The organism is Nonomuraea sp. NPDC050790 (assembly GCF_044456745.1).
Classification (GTDB): Bacteria; Actinomycetota; Actinomycetes; order Streptosporangiales; family Streptosporangiaceae; genus Nonomuraea.
In genome coordinates this window covers 299992-313025 of record NZ_JBITGF010000003.1, presented here as the reverse complement: position 1 = coordinate 313025, position 13034 = coordinate 299992, and the positions used below count along the sequence as shown (strand labels likewise).

The window sequence follows — 13034 nt, the reverse complement described above, 5'->3', positions numbered from 1 at the left end:
CACGAAACGCCCCCCGGATGGATCCGGGGGGCGTTCTCGTCGCTCAGTAGCCGCTGTATCCGGCGCCGGTCTTCATGCCGACCACGCCGGGCACGTTGGAGACCGATCCGTACCTGCTGACGGCGTAGCGGACCCCGGCGATGATGTTGTCCACCGGGTTGTAGATGTTGGTGTGGCCGTCCAGCGCGTAGGAGTTGAACGTCGGGTCGATCGTCTGCATCAGGCCCTTGGAGGGGTGGCCGGCGGCGGCGTTGGAGTCCCAGAGGTTGATCGCGTGCGGGTTGCCGCCGGACTCGTGCTGGATGATCATCCAGATGTCGTTGGGGTTCATCTTCCCGGCCGGCACGCCGTTCGCCTCAAGGATCTTGATGGCCTCGTCGATCCACGCCTTGACCTGCCCGGTGGGCGCGGGGCCGCCGCCCGCCGGGGGCGGGGGACCGCTGGGGCCGTAGCCGCCGACGTTGCGCCCGCCGGTGCCGGAGCCGTCGCCGCCCGCGCCGCCGTTCTTGCCGTAGCCCTCGGTCGGCTCCCAGACGATCTTGCGGCCCGCCTCGGGGGTGAAGTCCTTCTTGGCGATCTCGGGGATGGCGGCGAAGGTGAGGGGTCGGTTGTCCAGGAAGCCGCGGATGGCGTTCTTCGCCGCGGTCACGTCCTTCTCCGCCTTGTCGACGTGCACCTTGGCGTCGATCTCCGCCTGGTCGATGAGCGGCTTCGCACCCGCCTCGCAGCCAGCCTCGGTCGCGTCCTTGTTGTCGGCGAAGTACTTCGTGTGGTGGTTGGCCAGGTCCGTGGTGAGCTTGGAGGCGATGCCGTCCACGCCGGACTTGGCGCTGCGCAGGGAGGCGGCCGCGGTGTCGAGGGAGGCCGCGGCGTTGGACAGCAGCAGGTAGAGGCCCTCGCCGGCCTTGCCGTACTCGCGCATGTAGGAGACGAAGGAGTCGGCGGAGCGGCCGTGCCACGCCTCGTCCACCACGTTGACGGCGCGGCCCAGGCCGCCCACGTAGTCGTCGGTCTCGTCGGAGATGGCACGCCACGACTTGGCGACCGCGTCCAGCGCGCCGGGGTCGCCGCTCACCTTGCGCTGCAGCGCCGCGATCCGCTCCGGTACGGCCGGCGTCGCGCTCACGACGTCGCCTTGTGGGCGGCCCTGATGTTCTCCTCGACGGCGTTCAGCCCGGCCTCCACGTCCTTGAGCTTCCTGGTCGCCTGGTCGCCCTCGTTGATCAGCGTCGACCACACCTCGTCCACGATCTTGACCAGGGCGGCGGAGTCCTTCAGGTCGCCGCACGCGTCCGCGGGGGTGCCCTTGCGGTGGATCTCGACCCTGCCCTCCTTGGTGTAGGAGGGCGGGTCGCCGCCGGGATTGTTCTCCGACCTGACGTCGCCGTACTGGCCCCTGGCCTTGTTGATGGCCGTGCGGCACTCGTCGAGCGCCTTGAAGTGGATGTCGAGGTTCGCCATTTCCTACTCTTCTCCGGTCTCCGGTGGGCTGAGGAAGGCGGTCTGGATGAGGCGGGTCCCGAACTTCCTGTCCACGAGGGTGCCGCGTCCGGGCGGCAGCGGCTGCGCCCGTACGTTGTTGAACAGGTAGCCCTCGTCCTTGCTGCCCGACATGATCAGCGCGGGGCTGGCCATGTCCTTCAGCCGCTGGATGACGGGGTCGAACATGGCCCGGCCCGCGCCGCCCATCTGCCGCGAGACGATCACGTGCAGGCCGATGTCGCGGGCCTGCGGCAGCAGGTCCACCAGCGGCAGCAGCGGGTTGGACGAGGTGGCCACCAGGTCGTAGTCGTCGACGAAGATGTACAGGTCGGAGCCGGCCCACCAGCTCCGCTGACGGAGCTGGTCCGGGGTGAGGTCGGCCGGGGGCAGGCGGCTGAGCAGTGCGCCCTTGGCGTCGTTGACGATCTCGGCGGCGGCCGCGCTGGAGGCGGCGTAGCCGATGCGGTGGTCGCCGACGGCCGCGTCGAGCAGCGCCCGCCGGTAGTCGATCATGATCATCATGGCCTGGCTCGGCGTCTGCCTGGCGACCAGGCTCTCCGCCACCAGGCGCAGCAGGTTCGACTTCCCGCTCTCGTTGTCGCCCAGGACGATGAAGTGCGGGTCGTTCTCGAAGTCGAGCAGCGCGGGCTGCAGCGTCGCCTCGTCGATGCCGATCGGGATCTGGTGCGGCGCCGTCTGCTCGGGTCCCGGCAGCGTCGCGGCGGGCAGTACGGCGGGCAGCAGCCGTACCACCGGGGCCGGCGGGCCCTGCCACGACTCGCGGACCGCCTGCACCAGCCCGCGCACGCCGTTGGCCAGGTCGTCGGGGCTCTGCACGCCGTCGATGCGCGGCAACGCCGACAGGAAGTGGAAGCCGTCCTTGGTGAGGCCGCGGCCCGGCGTGGCCTCGGGCACCGCCAGGGCCTTCTTCCTGTTGACCTCCGACTCGTAGGAGTCGCCCAGCTTGAGCTCGATCCTGGTGCCGAACAGGTCGCGGATGCTCGGACGGAACTCCGACCACTTGTTGGTCGAGGCGATGACGTGGATGCCGTAGCCGAGCCCGCGCGCGGCCAGGTCGGTGATGGTCGGCTCCAGGTTCTCGAAGTCCTGGCGCAGCGTCAGCCAGCCGTCCACGACCAGGAAGACGTCGCCCCAGCCGTCGCCCTCGATCGCGCCCTCGGCCATCATCCGGCGGTAGGCGGTGATCGACTCGATGCCCTGCTCGGCGAAGCCGCGCTCGCGCTGCTCCAGGACGGCGGAGATCTCGGCGACGGTACGCCGCACGCGGTCGCCGTCCAGGCGGGTCGCGACGCCGCCGACGTGCGGCAGGCCCTCCAGCGAGGCCAGCGAGCCACCGCCGAAGTCCAGGCAGTAGAACTGGATCTCGCGCGGCGTGTGCATGAGCGCCATGCCCGCCACCAGCGTGCGCAGGGCCGTGCTCTTGCCGCTCTGGGTGCCGCCGGCCAGGCCGACGTGGCCGCTGCCGCCCGACAGGTCCAGCCAGAGCGGGTCGCGGCGCTGCTCGAAGGGCTTGTCGATGATGCCGACGACGGCGTGCAGCTTGCCTCGGCCCGGCCAGTCGGTGGTGGACAGGCCCAGCTCGGGGGTGACCGACAGCGGCGGCAGCAGGTGCGCCAGCGTGGCCGGCTCGGCCAGCGGCGGCAGCCAGATGCGGTGCGCCACCGGGCCGTGCTCGGCCAGGCGGCCGACCACGACGTCCAGGAGGCTGTTCTGGCCGCCGGCCGCGGGCTCCTCCTGCTCGTCGGCGTCCTCGGGCTCGGGCGCCGGGGGCTCGTCCTCCTCCGGGAGGGGGACGAAGGCGGTGCCGTACTCGACGACCTGGTGGGAGGCGGCGCGGCCGTCGGAGGTCACCGCGCCCGAGGGGTCGGCGGTGTAGGCGCCGGAGACGTAGGCGGCCTTGAAGCGGGTCATGCCGGTCGTGTCGAACTTCAGGTAGCCGTTGCCGGGCGCCGACGGCAGTTCGTACGCGTCGGCCACGCCCAGGACCACCCGGCTCTCCATGGCCGAGAAGGTCCGCAGGCCGATCCGGTAGGACAGGTGGGTGTCCAGGCCGCGCAGCCGTCCCTCTTCCAGACGCTGTGAGGCCAGCAGCAGGTGGACCCCGAGCGAACGGCCGAGCCGCCCGATCATCACGAACAGGTCGATGAACTCCGGCTTGGCCGACAGCAGCTCGCTGAACTCGTCCAGCACCACGAACAGCGTCGGCATCGGCTTCAGGTCGGCGCCATGCTCGCGGGCCCGCTCGTAGTCGCGCAGCGAGGCGTAGTTGCCCGCCGCGCGCAGCAGTTCCTGGCGGCGCACCATCTCGCCGTGCAGCGCGTCGTGCATGCGGTCGACCAGCGGCAGCTCGTCCTCAAGGTTGGTGATGACCGCCGAGACGTGCTTCAGCGTCTCCAGGCCGAGGAAGGTCGCGCCGCCCTTGAAGTCGACCAGGACGAAGTTGAGGATCTCCGAGGAGTGCGTGATCGCGAGGCCGAGCACCAGCGTGCGCAGCAGCTCCGACTTGCCCGAGCCGGTCGCGCCGATGACCAGGCCGTGCGGGCCCATGCCGCCCTGCGCCGACTCCTTGATGTCCAGCTCCACCACGCGGCCGTCGGCGCCGAGCCCGATCGGCACCCGCAGCCGGTTGCGTCCCGCGCGTGGCTGCCAGGTCACGGCCGGGTGCAGCCTGGTCGGGTCGCCGACGCCCAGCAGGTCGGTGAGCGAGGTGTTGACGCCGAGCACGTCCTGGGCCTCGCCGCCGCCGGAGGAGGCGGAGGCGCGCAGCGGCGCGAGCTGGCGGGCCAGGCCCTCGGCCCGCAGGAAGTCGAGCGCGTCGGGGTCGCCGAGCCGCGTCGTGGAGCGCTTGCCCGCGTGGTCGATCTTGACCATGTGGAACCCGTCGGCCTGCACGTCCAGGCGGAGCATGCTGCGCTCCTCCACCACGCCCGTGGACTCCGACAGGTCGATCACGGTGACGCCCTGGATGGCGTCGGTGCCGAGCTGGGAGTCGTGCGGCACGATCCCGCCGTCCACGATCACCACGTGGTACGGCAGCGCGTCCGCGGCGCTCCCCGCCCGGAACCTCGCCCGCTCCTTGAGATCGTCGCCCACCATCTGGTCGAGCTCGCCCATGTTGTCGGTGATCAGCCTGACCTGGCCGGCCCCGTCGCGCGCCTCGGGGTGGAGGGCGTGCGGCATCCACTTCACCCATTCCCAGTGCGGCATCCACTCCTGGCCGGCGCAGACCATGATCCGCATGTCGTCGGGGGAGTGGAAGACGGCGAGCTGGGCGATCATCGCCCTGACCAGCTCGCGGACGGCGACCGGGTCGCCGCTGAGATGGATGCGGGCGAAGGAGTTGAGCGCCACGGCCACCGGCAGCTCCGAGACCGTGGAGTGGGCGCGCACGAACCTGCGCAGCGCGCCGGCCGACAGCGCGTCGAGGTCCTCGACGGGCTTGGAGTCCGGCGGGACGAGCTGGACGGCCAGCTTCTGGACGCCGGTGCCGAGCCGTACCGTGCCGAAGTCGTCGTCGCGCGGGCGGCGCTCCCACAGGCGCGGGCCCATGGCGACCCACCACAGCGAGTCCGGCCGCGGTCCGCTCCATTCGAGCGCCTCGCGCTGCTGGACGGCGGCCTTGCGGACCTTGCGGCGGATCTGGGCCAGGTAGCGGAAGTAGTCGCGGCGCAGGCCGTTGAGGCGGTTCTTGCGCTCTCCGGCGTTGCGGCCGAGCTGGCCGATGGACATGCCGAGCATCGAGACGGCGAACAGGCCGCTGGCGACGTACATGAGCGGGCTGGAGTTGCCGCCCGCCGTGAACATCAGGCCCATGGCCGCGCCGCCGGCGAGCATCGGTACCCAGGTGAGCATGCCCATCAGTCCCGCGGGCTGGACCTCGGGGATCTCGGGGGGCGATTCCAGCAGAATCTCCCCGCGAGGGGGCTGCGGACTGGGCCGGCGTTCCGGACGCCGTACTACAACGATGCTCACTGGCGGTGAAACCTCCTGTCGCAGATCACCTTCATACCAGATGCAATGTCCCGATATGTTCGGCCTGTCCCTTGGAGGAGGAACGGTCGTGACTTCGCTTGCCCATCAGCCGATCCCGCAGCCGATGCAGCCCATCCAGCAGGGTGCGTTGCCGCAGGCACCGGCCCCGCTGACGCCCCTTTGCCATGTGACCGTCGTCGCCCCGCGCCGCAGGGCCGACCTCGCGCTCCCCGCGGACATCCCGCTGCCGCACGTGATGCCCGGCCTGTTGCGCGCGCTCGGCGAGGCCGGTGGTGACGCGGCCGCCGACCCCGGCTGGGTGCTGCAGCGCCTCGGCGGCGCGCCGCTCGACCTCGGGCAGTCGCTGGGCGCTTTGGGGGTGCTCGACGGGGAGATCCTCTATCTGCGTCCCCGTGAGGCGGCCATGCCCGCCGCCCTTTTCGACGACGTGGCCGACGTGGTGGCCACCGGCGTGAAGGACGGTTCCGGGCGCTGGGAGCAACGCCACACCAAGGCCATGGGCGTCGGGGTGGCCGCCGGGCTGCTCGCGCTCGGGGCGCCCGCGCTCATGCTGGCCGGCGGCTCGGCGGTCAGCCTCGCGGTCGTGTCCGGCATGCTCGCGCTGGTGCTGCTGGTCGTCGGCACCGTTCTGTCGCGGGCCGTGGGCAACTCCTCCGCCGGGGCGCTGATCGGCTACACGGCGCTGCCGTACGCCTTCCTCGGTGGGTTGTTCGCGCTGAGCTCGGGGGTGATCGGCGCGCCGCAACTGCTCGCCGCGCTCGCCTGCACCGCGCTGGTGGCCACGCTCGGCGCCGCGCTCACCTCCGACGGCGTCGCGGGATTCCTGGGTACGGCCATCGCCACGGTCGTGGGCGCGATAGGCGCGGCCATCGTCATGATCTTCGAGGTGCCGGCGGCGGGGGTGGCCGCGATCACGGTCACGCTGCTGATCGCCTTCAGCCCGATGGTCCCGGGCATGTCGTTCAAGATGGCCAGGGTGCCGCTGCCCGAACTGCCCACCAACGCCGAGGAACTGCGCGCCGACAACCAGCGGCTCGACAGCGCGGCCGTGCTGGAGCGCACCGGCCAGGCCCGCCGCTACTCCACCGGGATGATCATCGGCCTCTCGCTGACCGCGGCGGGCGCGCTCGTGCTCCTCGTCATGGAGGACTCCTGGACGGCCGTGGCGATGGCCGCGGTGCTATGCCTGACGCTGCTGCTGCGCTCGCGGGTCTACCACGGGCTCGGGCAGCGCGTCTGGCTGATCGTCACCGGCGTGGCCGGGCTGGTCGCCCTCGGCGTCGGGATGAGCGCGGGCATGGGTACGGTCGCGGCGGCGGGGCTGGCGCTCGGGCTGCTCTGGGCGGCGCTGCTGGCGCTGGGGCTCGGGCTGTGGCTGCCGGCCGGACGGCCCTCGCCGTTCTGGGGACGGGCCGGGGACATCGTGGACGTCATCCTGATCGTCGCGCTCTTCCCGCTCGCTCTCGGCGTGCTGGACGTCTACTCCTGGATCCGCGGCCTGTCCGGCTGACGGCTACTCGTCGTACTCGCGGCTGCGCAGGCGCTGGATCCGGCCGATGCGCTCGCCGTTCTCCCTGGCGAGGTCGTCCTGGATCTCCTCGAACCGCCGCATGATGGCGGCCGGGTCGACGTTCTCGCCGTTCTCGCCGTTCTCGCCGGGTGGGAGCAGGGCGCGGGTGGCGCGGTCGAGGTCGTCCTGGGCTGCGGTGACGGCCTCGATCACCTGCTCGGCCAGCTCCGCGGACTCGAGCCGCATCGCGCGGGGGCCGATCTTGAGCGTGCGGATCCTGCCGTCGTGGCCGACCGCGGCGCTGATCATGCCGCTACGGCTCTCGCCGGCGCCCGAGGTCTCCTTCAGCCCTTCCATGGCCTGGAGCAGTTCGCGCATCTCGCGCTCGCCGGCGCGGATCAGGTTGTCGAGGTCGTGTTCGCTGTACTCCATGAGGGGAAGGCCACCGGCGGTGGGTTAACCGATGGCGAGCACTGGCCGACGTCCCGCTGAACCGATCATGAAAACCGGCGCTATCACCAGGTCTGACGCCAAATGTCGGCAAGAATCCGGATTTGTGGCTACAAATTCGTCGATGGCTGGGCCGGCTCAGCAGGAGGTCTACGTGACCTCCGCGGCCATCTCCCACCTGCGCTCCCGGGTCGACAACGAGCTCGAGGTGGCGGTCACCTTCGTCCGCGACCTGGTGGACACCACCCGGGTGGACGGGATCGGGTTCGGGCTGTTCGGCACACCGATCCTGGGCGGTGTGTACGAGGGGCTGCGTACCTGGGCCGACAGCACGCTCGGCGAGGCCAGGGACTGCGTCGACCGCTGTTCCTCCGGGCTGGAGCTGGCCAGGCGGAACTGGCGTACCGCCGAGGAGAACAGCAAGGTCAGGTACCTCTGATGAGCCAGCCACCCCCGCAGGGCCCCGCGTCCGGGACGCCGCCGCCCGGAAACCCGGCCCCGGGCTCCACACCACCCCCAGCGGCGGGCACCCCTTCCGCTCCCGCGTCCGCTCCCTCCACTCCGGCGGGCACCCCGTCCGCTCCCGCGGGCACGCCGTCCGCTCCGGCGGGCGCCCCCTCTGCTCCGGCGTCCGCTCCGTCCGCTTCGGCGGGCACCCCCTCGGCGGCCTCGACGGCCGGCCCGCCCGCCGGTGGGCCGGCGCCCGCCTCGTCGGCCGCCGCGGGGGATTCGTTCGGTCAGCGGGTTCACACGCAGCTGAAGAAGGTCGGCAAGCTGTCGATACGCCTGTCGCCCGCGATCTTCATCTCGGCCGGCCTGATCGCGAACGAGCCCGGCATGGCCCAAGCCGCCACCAACTGGAAGCACGGCATCGCCGCCCGCCTGGACGACGGCATCAAGCAGCTCCTGCCCCAGCTCCTCAACACCTCAAAGGACGGCTGGATCGCCCGCGACCGCGAGGAGTTCGAGCGGATCCTGTGGCTCTTCCACCGCGAGATCGGCGCCCTGCGCTCCAGCATCGGCGACGTCGGCGGCATGATCGACGAGGTCGCGGCCAGCTACCGCGCCTTCTGGCTGCGGATCATCACCCTGGCCATCGCCGCCGTGGGCCTGCTGATGTTCGCCAAGCGGCTGCAGGCGGTGCCCCAGACCACGGTAACCGGGATGCTGCTGGAGAAGATCGTGACGAACGGCGTGAACACCACCACCGCGATCCTGGCGATGGTGACGTCGTCCACGCTGAAGGCCGTCGGCGACGTGCTGGCGACCGTGGCGAAGAAGCGGCACCAGTTCGGCTACGTGGCGCCCGGCGGCGAGGCGGCGATCGACTTCAAGAGCATCACCATCGACACCAGCAAGTACCCCTCGTTCAAGACGCCGCCCAAGCCGGACGCGCTGCCGGACGGGTGGGACCAGTTCGACTGGCTCGAGCCCAAGCGGGTGCCGGGGCCGATCACCAAGCCGTGAGCTTGAAGTAGGCTGCTGCGGACGTTTGACGGGCTTTGGGAGGGTCTTCATGAAGGAAGAGGAGTTCCGGGCCGAGGATCTGGACAAGGTCATGCGGTCGGCCGAGCAGCAGTTCGCCCGGGTGGGAGAGCTCCAGCAGACCCTGGGCGAGCTCGTCGGGCGCGCGCAGGACGACGACAAGTTCGTCCACGTCGAATACACCAGTGCCGGGCTGCGCGAACTCACGCTCCATCCCAAGGCCATGCGGCTGAGCTCGGGCGAGCTCGCCGATCTGATCAAGGCCGTGATGGCCGAGGCGGCGGCCGACCTCCAGAACCAGGTCAGCGAGGCCATGGACGCCGCCTTCGGCGACCAGAACCCGATGAGGTACGTCAACAACCCCGAGGGCATGCTGGCCGACGTGCGCTCGGCCGAGTCCGCCTACAACCGCGTCTACGACGACGCGATGGGCGAGCTCACCAAGATCCGCAACCGCATGGAGATGTGAGCCTCAGCCGATCTTGGTGGGGCTCGTCGGGTGCGGGACGGACCAGACGTCGCCCTCCGGGTCGTAGATGTCGCGTTCGCGCTCGCCACTGCCGTTCTCGCCGCCCGCCGCCCCAGGCATGAACGGCATGAAGCCGGTGCCGGTGCCGGGCGTACCACCGCGAAGGACCGCGGGCGACGCGCCCGCGCCGCCCGTCGCGCCGGTGCCGTAGCCCGTGCCGGGCGGCTGACCGTTGGTGATCACGCCGTTCGGGGTGAACGGGTTGCCCGTGGTCGTCGGGTTGGACGGCGTGGGCGTGGGCGTCGGGGTCGGCGTGGTGGTCGTGGGCGGGGTGCCGGTCGGGTTGTTCTGGAAGTCGGACAGCTCGGTCTCCGGGTTCGCGCCGATCACCGGGGGAACGCTCTCCGGGTCCTGGCCGGGCTTCTGGTCGCCCGGGTTGTCCGGCGCCTGGTCCTCCGGCTTCTGCTCGCCCGGCCTGTCGTCTCCGGGGGTGTCCTCGCCCGGCTTGTCATCACCCGGCTTGTCATCACCTGGCTGGTCGTCACCCGGCCGGTCCTCGCCCGGCTTGTCCTCGCCCGGTCTGTCCTGGCCCGGCGTGTCGTCTCCGGGGGTCTGGTCGCCCGGTTTCTGGTCGCCCGGCGTGCCGCCGGGCTTCTGCTCGCCTGTCGGGTTGCCGCCGGTCGGGGAGCCGGTGCCGTCGTTGCCCGCCTGCCAGGTTCCGTCCCTGCCGGTGGGCACGTCGGAGCTGCCGGACGGGTCGATGTTGGGCGCCTTGTCGGTGGTCACCTCGATCGGCTCGATCACCGGGAAGTCGAAGGCCAGCCCCTCGGAGAGCTGCCCGTTGTAGGTGATGATCTCGGCGTTGAGCGCCTTCAGATGCGCCCGCGCGGCCTCGTCCGGGGTGGGAGGCGTGTTCGTCTCCGGGTCGCCCGTCGTGCCGCCGACCTCGCCGGTCTTCTCCGGCGTCGCGTTCGAGGGCATCGTGCTGCGGTACTGGCGCAGCGTGTGCGCGTAGCCGGACAGCGGCGCCCCGGTGCGCATCATGGCGTCGCCGATCGCGCCCGCCGTGGCGTGCAGCGCGCGCAGCGTGTTCTGCGCGGTCGTCGCGCCGTCGTCGCGCCACACCTTCGCCAGCTCCGTGGCGGCGCGGGTCAGCGCGGCCTGGAGGCCCTCCTCGTCCCCGCCGGCGCCGTCCGGCGGCCCCACCAGCTCCATCGCGGTGATGAAGGCGTCACCCGCGGCGGCGACCTTGTCGGGGTCGGTCGCCTGGAGCAGCCGGTCGATCTCGTCCCTGGTCAGCTTGCCGCCGTCGGCCTCACCCAGGTAGCTGTAGATCCGGATGGGCTCCCAGCCCTTGTTCTCAGGCATTGGCGATCCTAAGCACTGCTGTCCCGATGGCCTTTTTCGTAGTTCAGCACGGCTTTCTCGATGCCCGCGACCAGCTTCTCGACGTGGTCGATGAGCATCAGGTACTTGCCGCTCAGCACCTCGTACGCCTGCTCGGCGTTCTGGCCGAAGTAGTTGGCGGTCTCCCAGGTGCCGATCTGCGCGGGGCCGACCTTGCCCGCGCTCTTGAGGTCGGCGGGGGTGCCGCCGCCCGCGCTGATCGCGCCTGCCTTGGCCCGCAGGGCGCCCAGGTCCTCCCTGAGCACCTTGAGGATCTGCTTGACGCGCACGTGGTCGATGTGCGGGCCGTCGTGGTCGCCGTATCCGTCCAGTCCCGGCCAGTTGGGCGCCAGCTCCAGGGAAGGCGGTGGCGAGCCGCCGTCAGCGGGTCTCATGCCCTGCCCTTCGACTTGTCGTTGATCAGCGGGATGGTGGTTCTCTCCTCGCTGGAGAACAGGTCGTCGTCCTCATACAGCCAGGTGGTGCGTTCCCGCTCTTCCTGCTCGTCCTTGTTGCCGGCCGCGCTCATCGGCATCGCCGGCACCATCGAGCCCGCGCTGCCGTACGCGCGTGCGGCCCCGACCGCGCCCGCGGCGCCTCCCGCCCCGGCTCCGGCTCCGGCTCCCGCTCCCGGGCCGTTGGTGCCCACGTTGGCGTTGCCGTACGTCGTGGAGGGGTTGCCGTTGGTGTTGTTGTAGGCCGACAGCTCCGGGTTGTACGCGGCCAGGGTCGTTTCGGGCGTGCTGGGGGCGGTGAGCGCGCCGGGGTCGAGGTCCGGTGCGCCCGGGATCTTTCCGTCCGGGGTCTTGCCGCCGGTTCCGTTGCCGTCGCCGGTTCCGCTTCCGGTCCCGCTTCCGATTCCGCTTCCGTAGGAGCCGTTGGGGTCGAAGCCGTTCGCGCCGGGCAGGCCGGAGCCGCTGAGGTTGCCGTCGCCGGGCAGCTTGCTCGCGGGGTCGAACGGGTTGTGACCCGGCAATTCGCCCGGCTTGCCGGCGTTCAGGTCGCCGTTGAGGTTCGGGTCGATGCCGTTGAGCTTGTCGGGATCGATGCCGAGGCTCGGGCCGCCGGGCAGGCCGCCGCCGTTGGGCAGCTTCGCGTTGGTGGGCGTCAGGTCGGGGACCGTGGGGCCGATCGAGAACTCGGGCGTGTCCGTCCTGAGCGAGACGGGGAACAGCTCGTTGTTGATCTTGGTGATCTCGCTCAGCTTGTCGATGTGCTGCTTCGCCAGCTTGCGCTCTTTCTCCTCCTTGGACTCGCCGAAGAGGTTGGCGAAGGGGGTGTCGGAGAACAGCGAGGTGATGCCGCCCACGATCGTGCCGGTGACGGCGCCGATCACCGCACCGGGCACCGCGCCGACGCCTCCGGCGAAGAAGCCGACGCCCGCGCCCACCGCGGTGCCCGCCGCGCCGCCCTCGAAGGCGGCCTCCAGGAAGGAGATGTCGCTGCCGGGGTCTTTGGGCACGCTCTTGCCGCTCATCGCGGTCAGCACCAGTGCCTGCGAGACCAGCGCGGGCGCCACCCCGTGCGGCTGGCCGCCGGCCTCGGTCGCGATGGCCTTCGAGATGCTCTCGGCGGACTCCTTGAGCCTGCGCAACTGGGCCTTGACCGTCTTGGCGTCCTCGCCCTCGGTCCAGCTCTTGTCGAGCGCGACGAGGTTCCTGTCGATGACGTCGATCAGGTTGTCGAGCCGTTTCTTCGCCGAGGAGAGTTCCGCGGCCGCGTGCTTCAGCAGCTCCGGATTGTTCTTGCTCAGCGTGTCGCGGAGCATGTCGAGCGTCGCGCCGTCGAACTCCGTGTCGTCGATCGGATATTTGATCGGCGAGTCGTTTACGGCCACGGACCCCCCTTCCTCAGGCCTAGACCTGGGCCGTCTTCCCCGTTCCGCCGGTCTCGAAGTCGTCGAAGTTCTTCAAGGCCTGCGTGAGCAGCACGATGGCGTGACCGACCTGCATGTTGACGCTGGCGTACTGGGCCGTGAGCGCCGCGACTCCCTGGGCGGTGCTCTGCCGGAACCCGAGGGCGGCGGGCCAGAAGCCCGCGAGCGCGTCGGGGCTCGCGTTGAGCTGCGTCACGTACCCGTCCTTGGCCAGGACCGGTTTCATGCCAGGGGTCGTGGTGCCGTTCGGGTTGCTGGGATCGAGCAGCCCGAGGGCCTCCTCCAGGTCCTTCCGCGCTTTCTTGATCGCCGCGCGGCTGACGTCGACACCGCCAGATTCCGGCACGTTCCCCCCTTGCCGT

Annotated in this window: 12 protein-coding genes; 4 read left to right on the top strand and 8 right to left on the bottom strand. The window is 70.9% G+C overall.

What is annotated here, in order from left to right:
* Positions 1 to 43: 43 nt before the first annotated feature.
* From ACIBEJ_RS16325 to eccCa, 3 genes are read right to left on the bottom strand one after another with little or no spacing between them, the layout of a single operon-like run.
* A complete protein-coding gene (locus tag ACIBEJ_RS16325; protein WP_397183534.1) occupies positions 44 to 1126 on the bottom strand; it encodes a transglycosylase SLT domain-containing protein in 1083 nt (360 codons plus the stop codon).
* Positions 1123 to 1461, bottom strand: a complete 339-nt coding sequence (locus ACIBEJ_RS16320; RefSeq protein ID WP_397183533.1) for a hypothetical protein — start codon at positions 1459 to 1461, stop codon at positions 1123 to 1125. Before ACIBEJ_RS16320 ends, ACIBEJ_RS16325 begins: the two co-directional genes overlap by 4 nt.
* A 3-nt stretch (positions 1462 to 1464) precedes the next feature.
* Positions 1465 to 5475 (bottom strand): type VII secretion protein EccCa, encoded by a 4011-nt coding sequence (gene eccCa, locus ACIBEJ_RS16315; protein WP_397183532.1) that lies wholly within the window; start codon positions 5473 to 5475, stop codon positions 1465 to 1467.
* Between the two features lie 88 nt (positions 5476 to 5563).
* Here eccCa and eccD point away from each other — a divergent pair, with 88 nt between their 5' ends.
* Positions 5564 to 7006: a type VII secretion integral membrane protein EccD gene (gene eccD / locus ACIBEJ_RS16310; protein WP_397183531.1), complete on the top strand. Its 1443-nt coding sequence runs from the start codon at positions 5564 to 5566 to the stop codon at positions 7004 to 7006.
* Between the two features lie 3 nt (positions 7007 to 7009).
* Here the strand turns inward: eccD and ACIBEJ_RS16305 are convergent, their stop codons facing one another.
* On the bottom strand, positions 7010 to 7438 hold the full coding sequence (locus ACIBEJ_RS16305; RefSeq protein WP_397183530.1) for a YbaB/EbfC family nucleoid-associated protein: 429 nt from the start codon (positions 7436 to 7438) through the stop codon (positions 7010 to 7012).
* 142 nt (positions 7439 to 7580) lie between these two features.
* Here ACIBEJ_RS16305 and ACIBEJ_RS16300 point away from each other — a divergent pair, with 142 nt between their 5' ends.
* From ACIBEJ_RS16300 to ACIBEJ_RS16290, 3 genes are read left to right on the top strand one after another with little or no spacing between them, the layout of a single operon-like run.
* A complete protein-coding gene (locus ACIBEJ_RS16300) occupies positions 7581 to 7895 on the top strand; it encodes a hypothetical protein (protein WP_397183529.1) in 315 nt (104 codons plus the stop codon).
* The gene (locus ACIBEJ_RS16295; protein WP_397183528.1) at positions 7895 to 8923 is read left to right on the top strand and encodes a hypothetical protein; all 1029 of its coding nucleotides are present in this window, start codon (positions 7895 to 7897) and stop codon (positions 8921 to 8923) included. The genes ACIBEJ_RS16300 and ACIBEJ_RS16295 overlap by 1 nt, the downstream gene beginning before the upstream one ends.
* Before the next feature lie 49 nt (positions 8924 to 8972).
* Positions 8973 to 9410, top strand: coding sequence for a YbaB/EbfC family nucleoid-associated protein (locus ACIBEJ_RS16290; protein WP_397183527.1), 438 nt, complete (start codon positions 8973 to 8975; stop codon positions 9408 to 9410).
* Positions 9411 to 9413: 3 nt separating this feature from the next.
* On the opposite strand, the gene ACIBEJ_RS16285 is transcribed toward ACIBEJ_RS16290, so the two are convergent.
* Genes ACIBEJ_RS16285 through ACIBEJ_RS16270 form a run of 4 tightly spaced genes read right to left on the bottom strand, consistent with a single transcriptional unit; the run spans position 9414 to position 13018 of the window.
* Positions 9414 to 10778: a hypothetical protein gene (locus ACIBEJ_RS16285; protein ID WP_397183526.1), complete on the bottom strand. Its 1365-nt coding sequence runs from the start codon at positions 10776 to 10778 to the stop codon at positions 9414 to 9416.
* Positions 10779 to 10786: 8 nt separating this feature from the next.
* The gene (locus ACIBEJ_RS16280; protein WP_397183525.1) at positions 10787 to 11191 is read right to left on the bottom strand and encodes a hypothetical protein; all 405 of its coding nucleotides are present in this window, start codon (positions 11189 to 11191) and stop codon (positions 10787 to 10789) included.
* Complete coding sequence (locus ACIBEJ_RS16275) at positions 11188 to 12633, bottom strand: WXG100 family type VII secretion target (protein WP_397183524.1); 1446 nt, start codon at positions 12631 to 12633, stop codon at positions 11188 to 11190. The genes ACIBEJ_RS16280 and ACIBEJ_RS16275 overlap by 4 nt, the downstream gene beginning before the upstream one ends.
* Positions 12634 to 12652: 19 nt before the next feature.
* Positions 12653 to 13018 (bottom strand): hypothetical protein, encoded by a 366-nt coding sequence (locus ACIBEJ_RS16270; protein WP_397183523.1) that lies wholly within the window; start codon positions 13016 to 13018, stop codon positions 12653 to 12655.
* Positions 13019 to 13034: the final 16 nt, after the last annotated feature.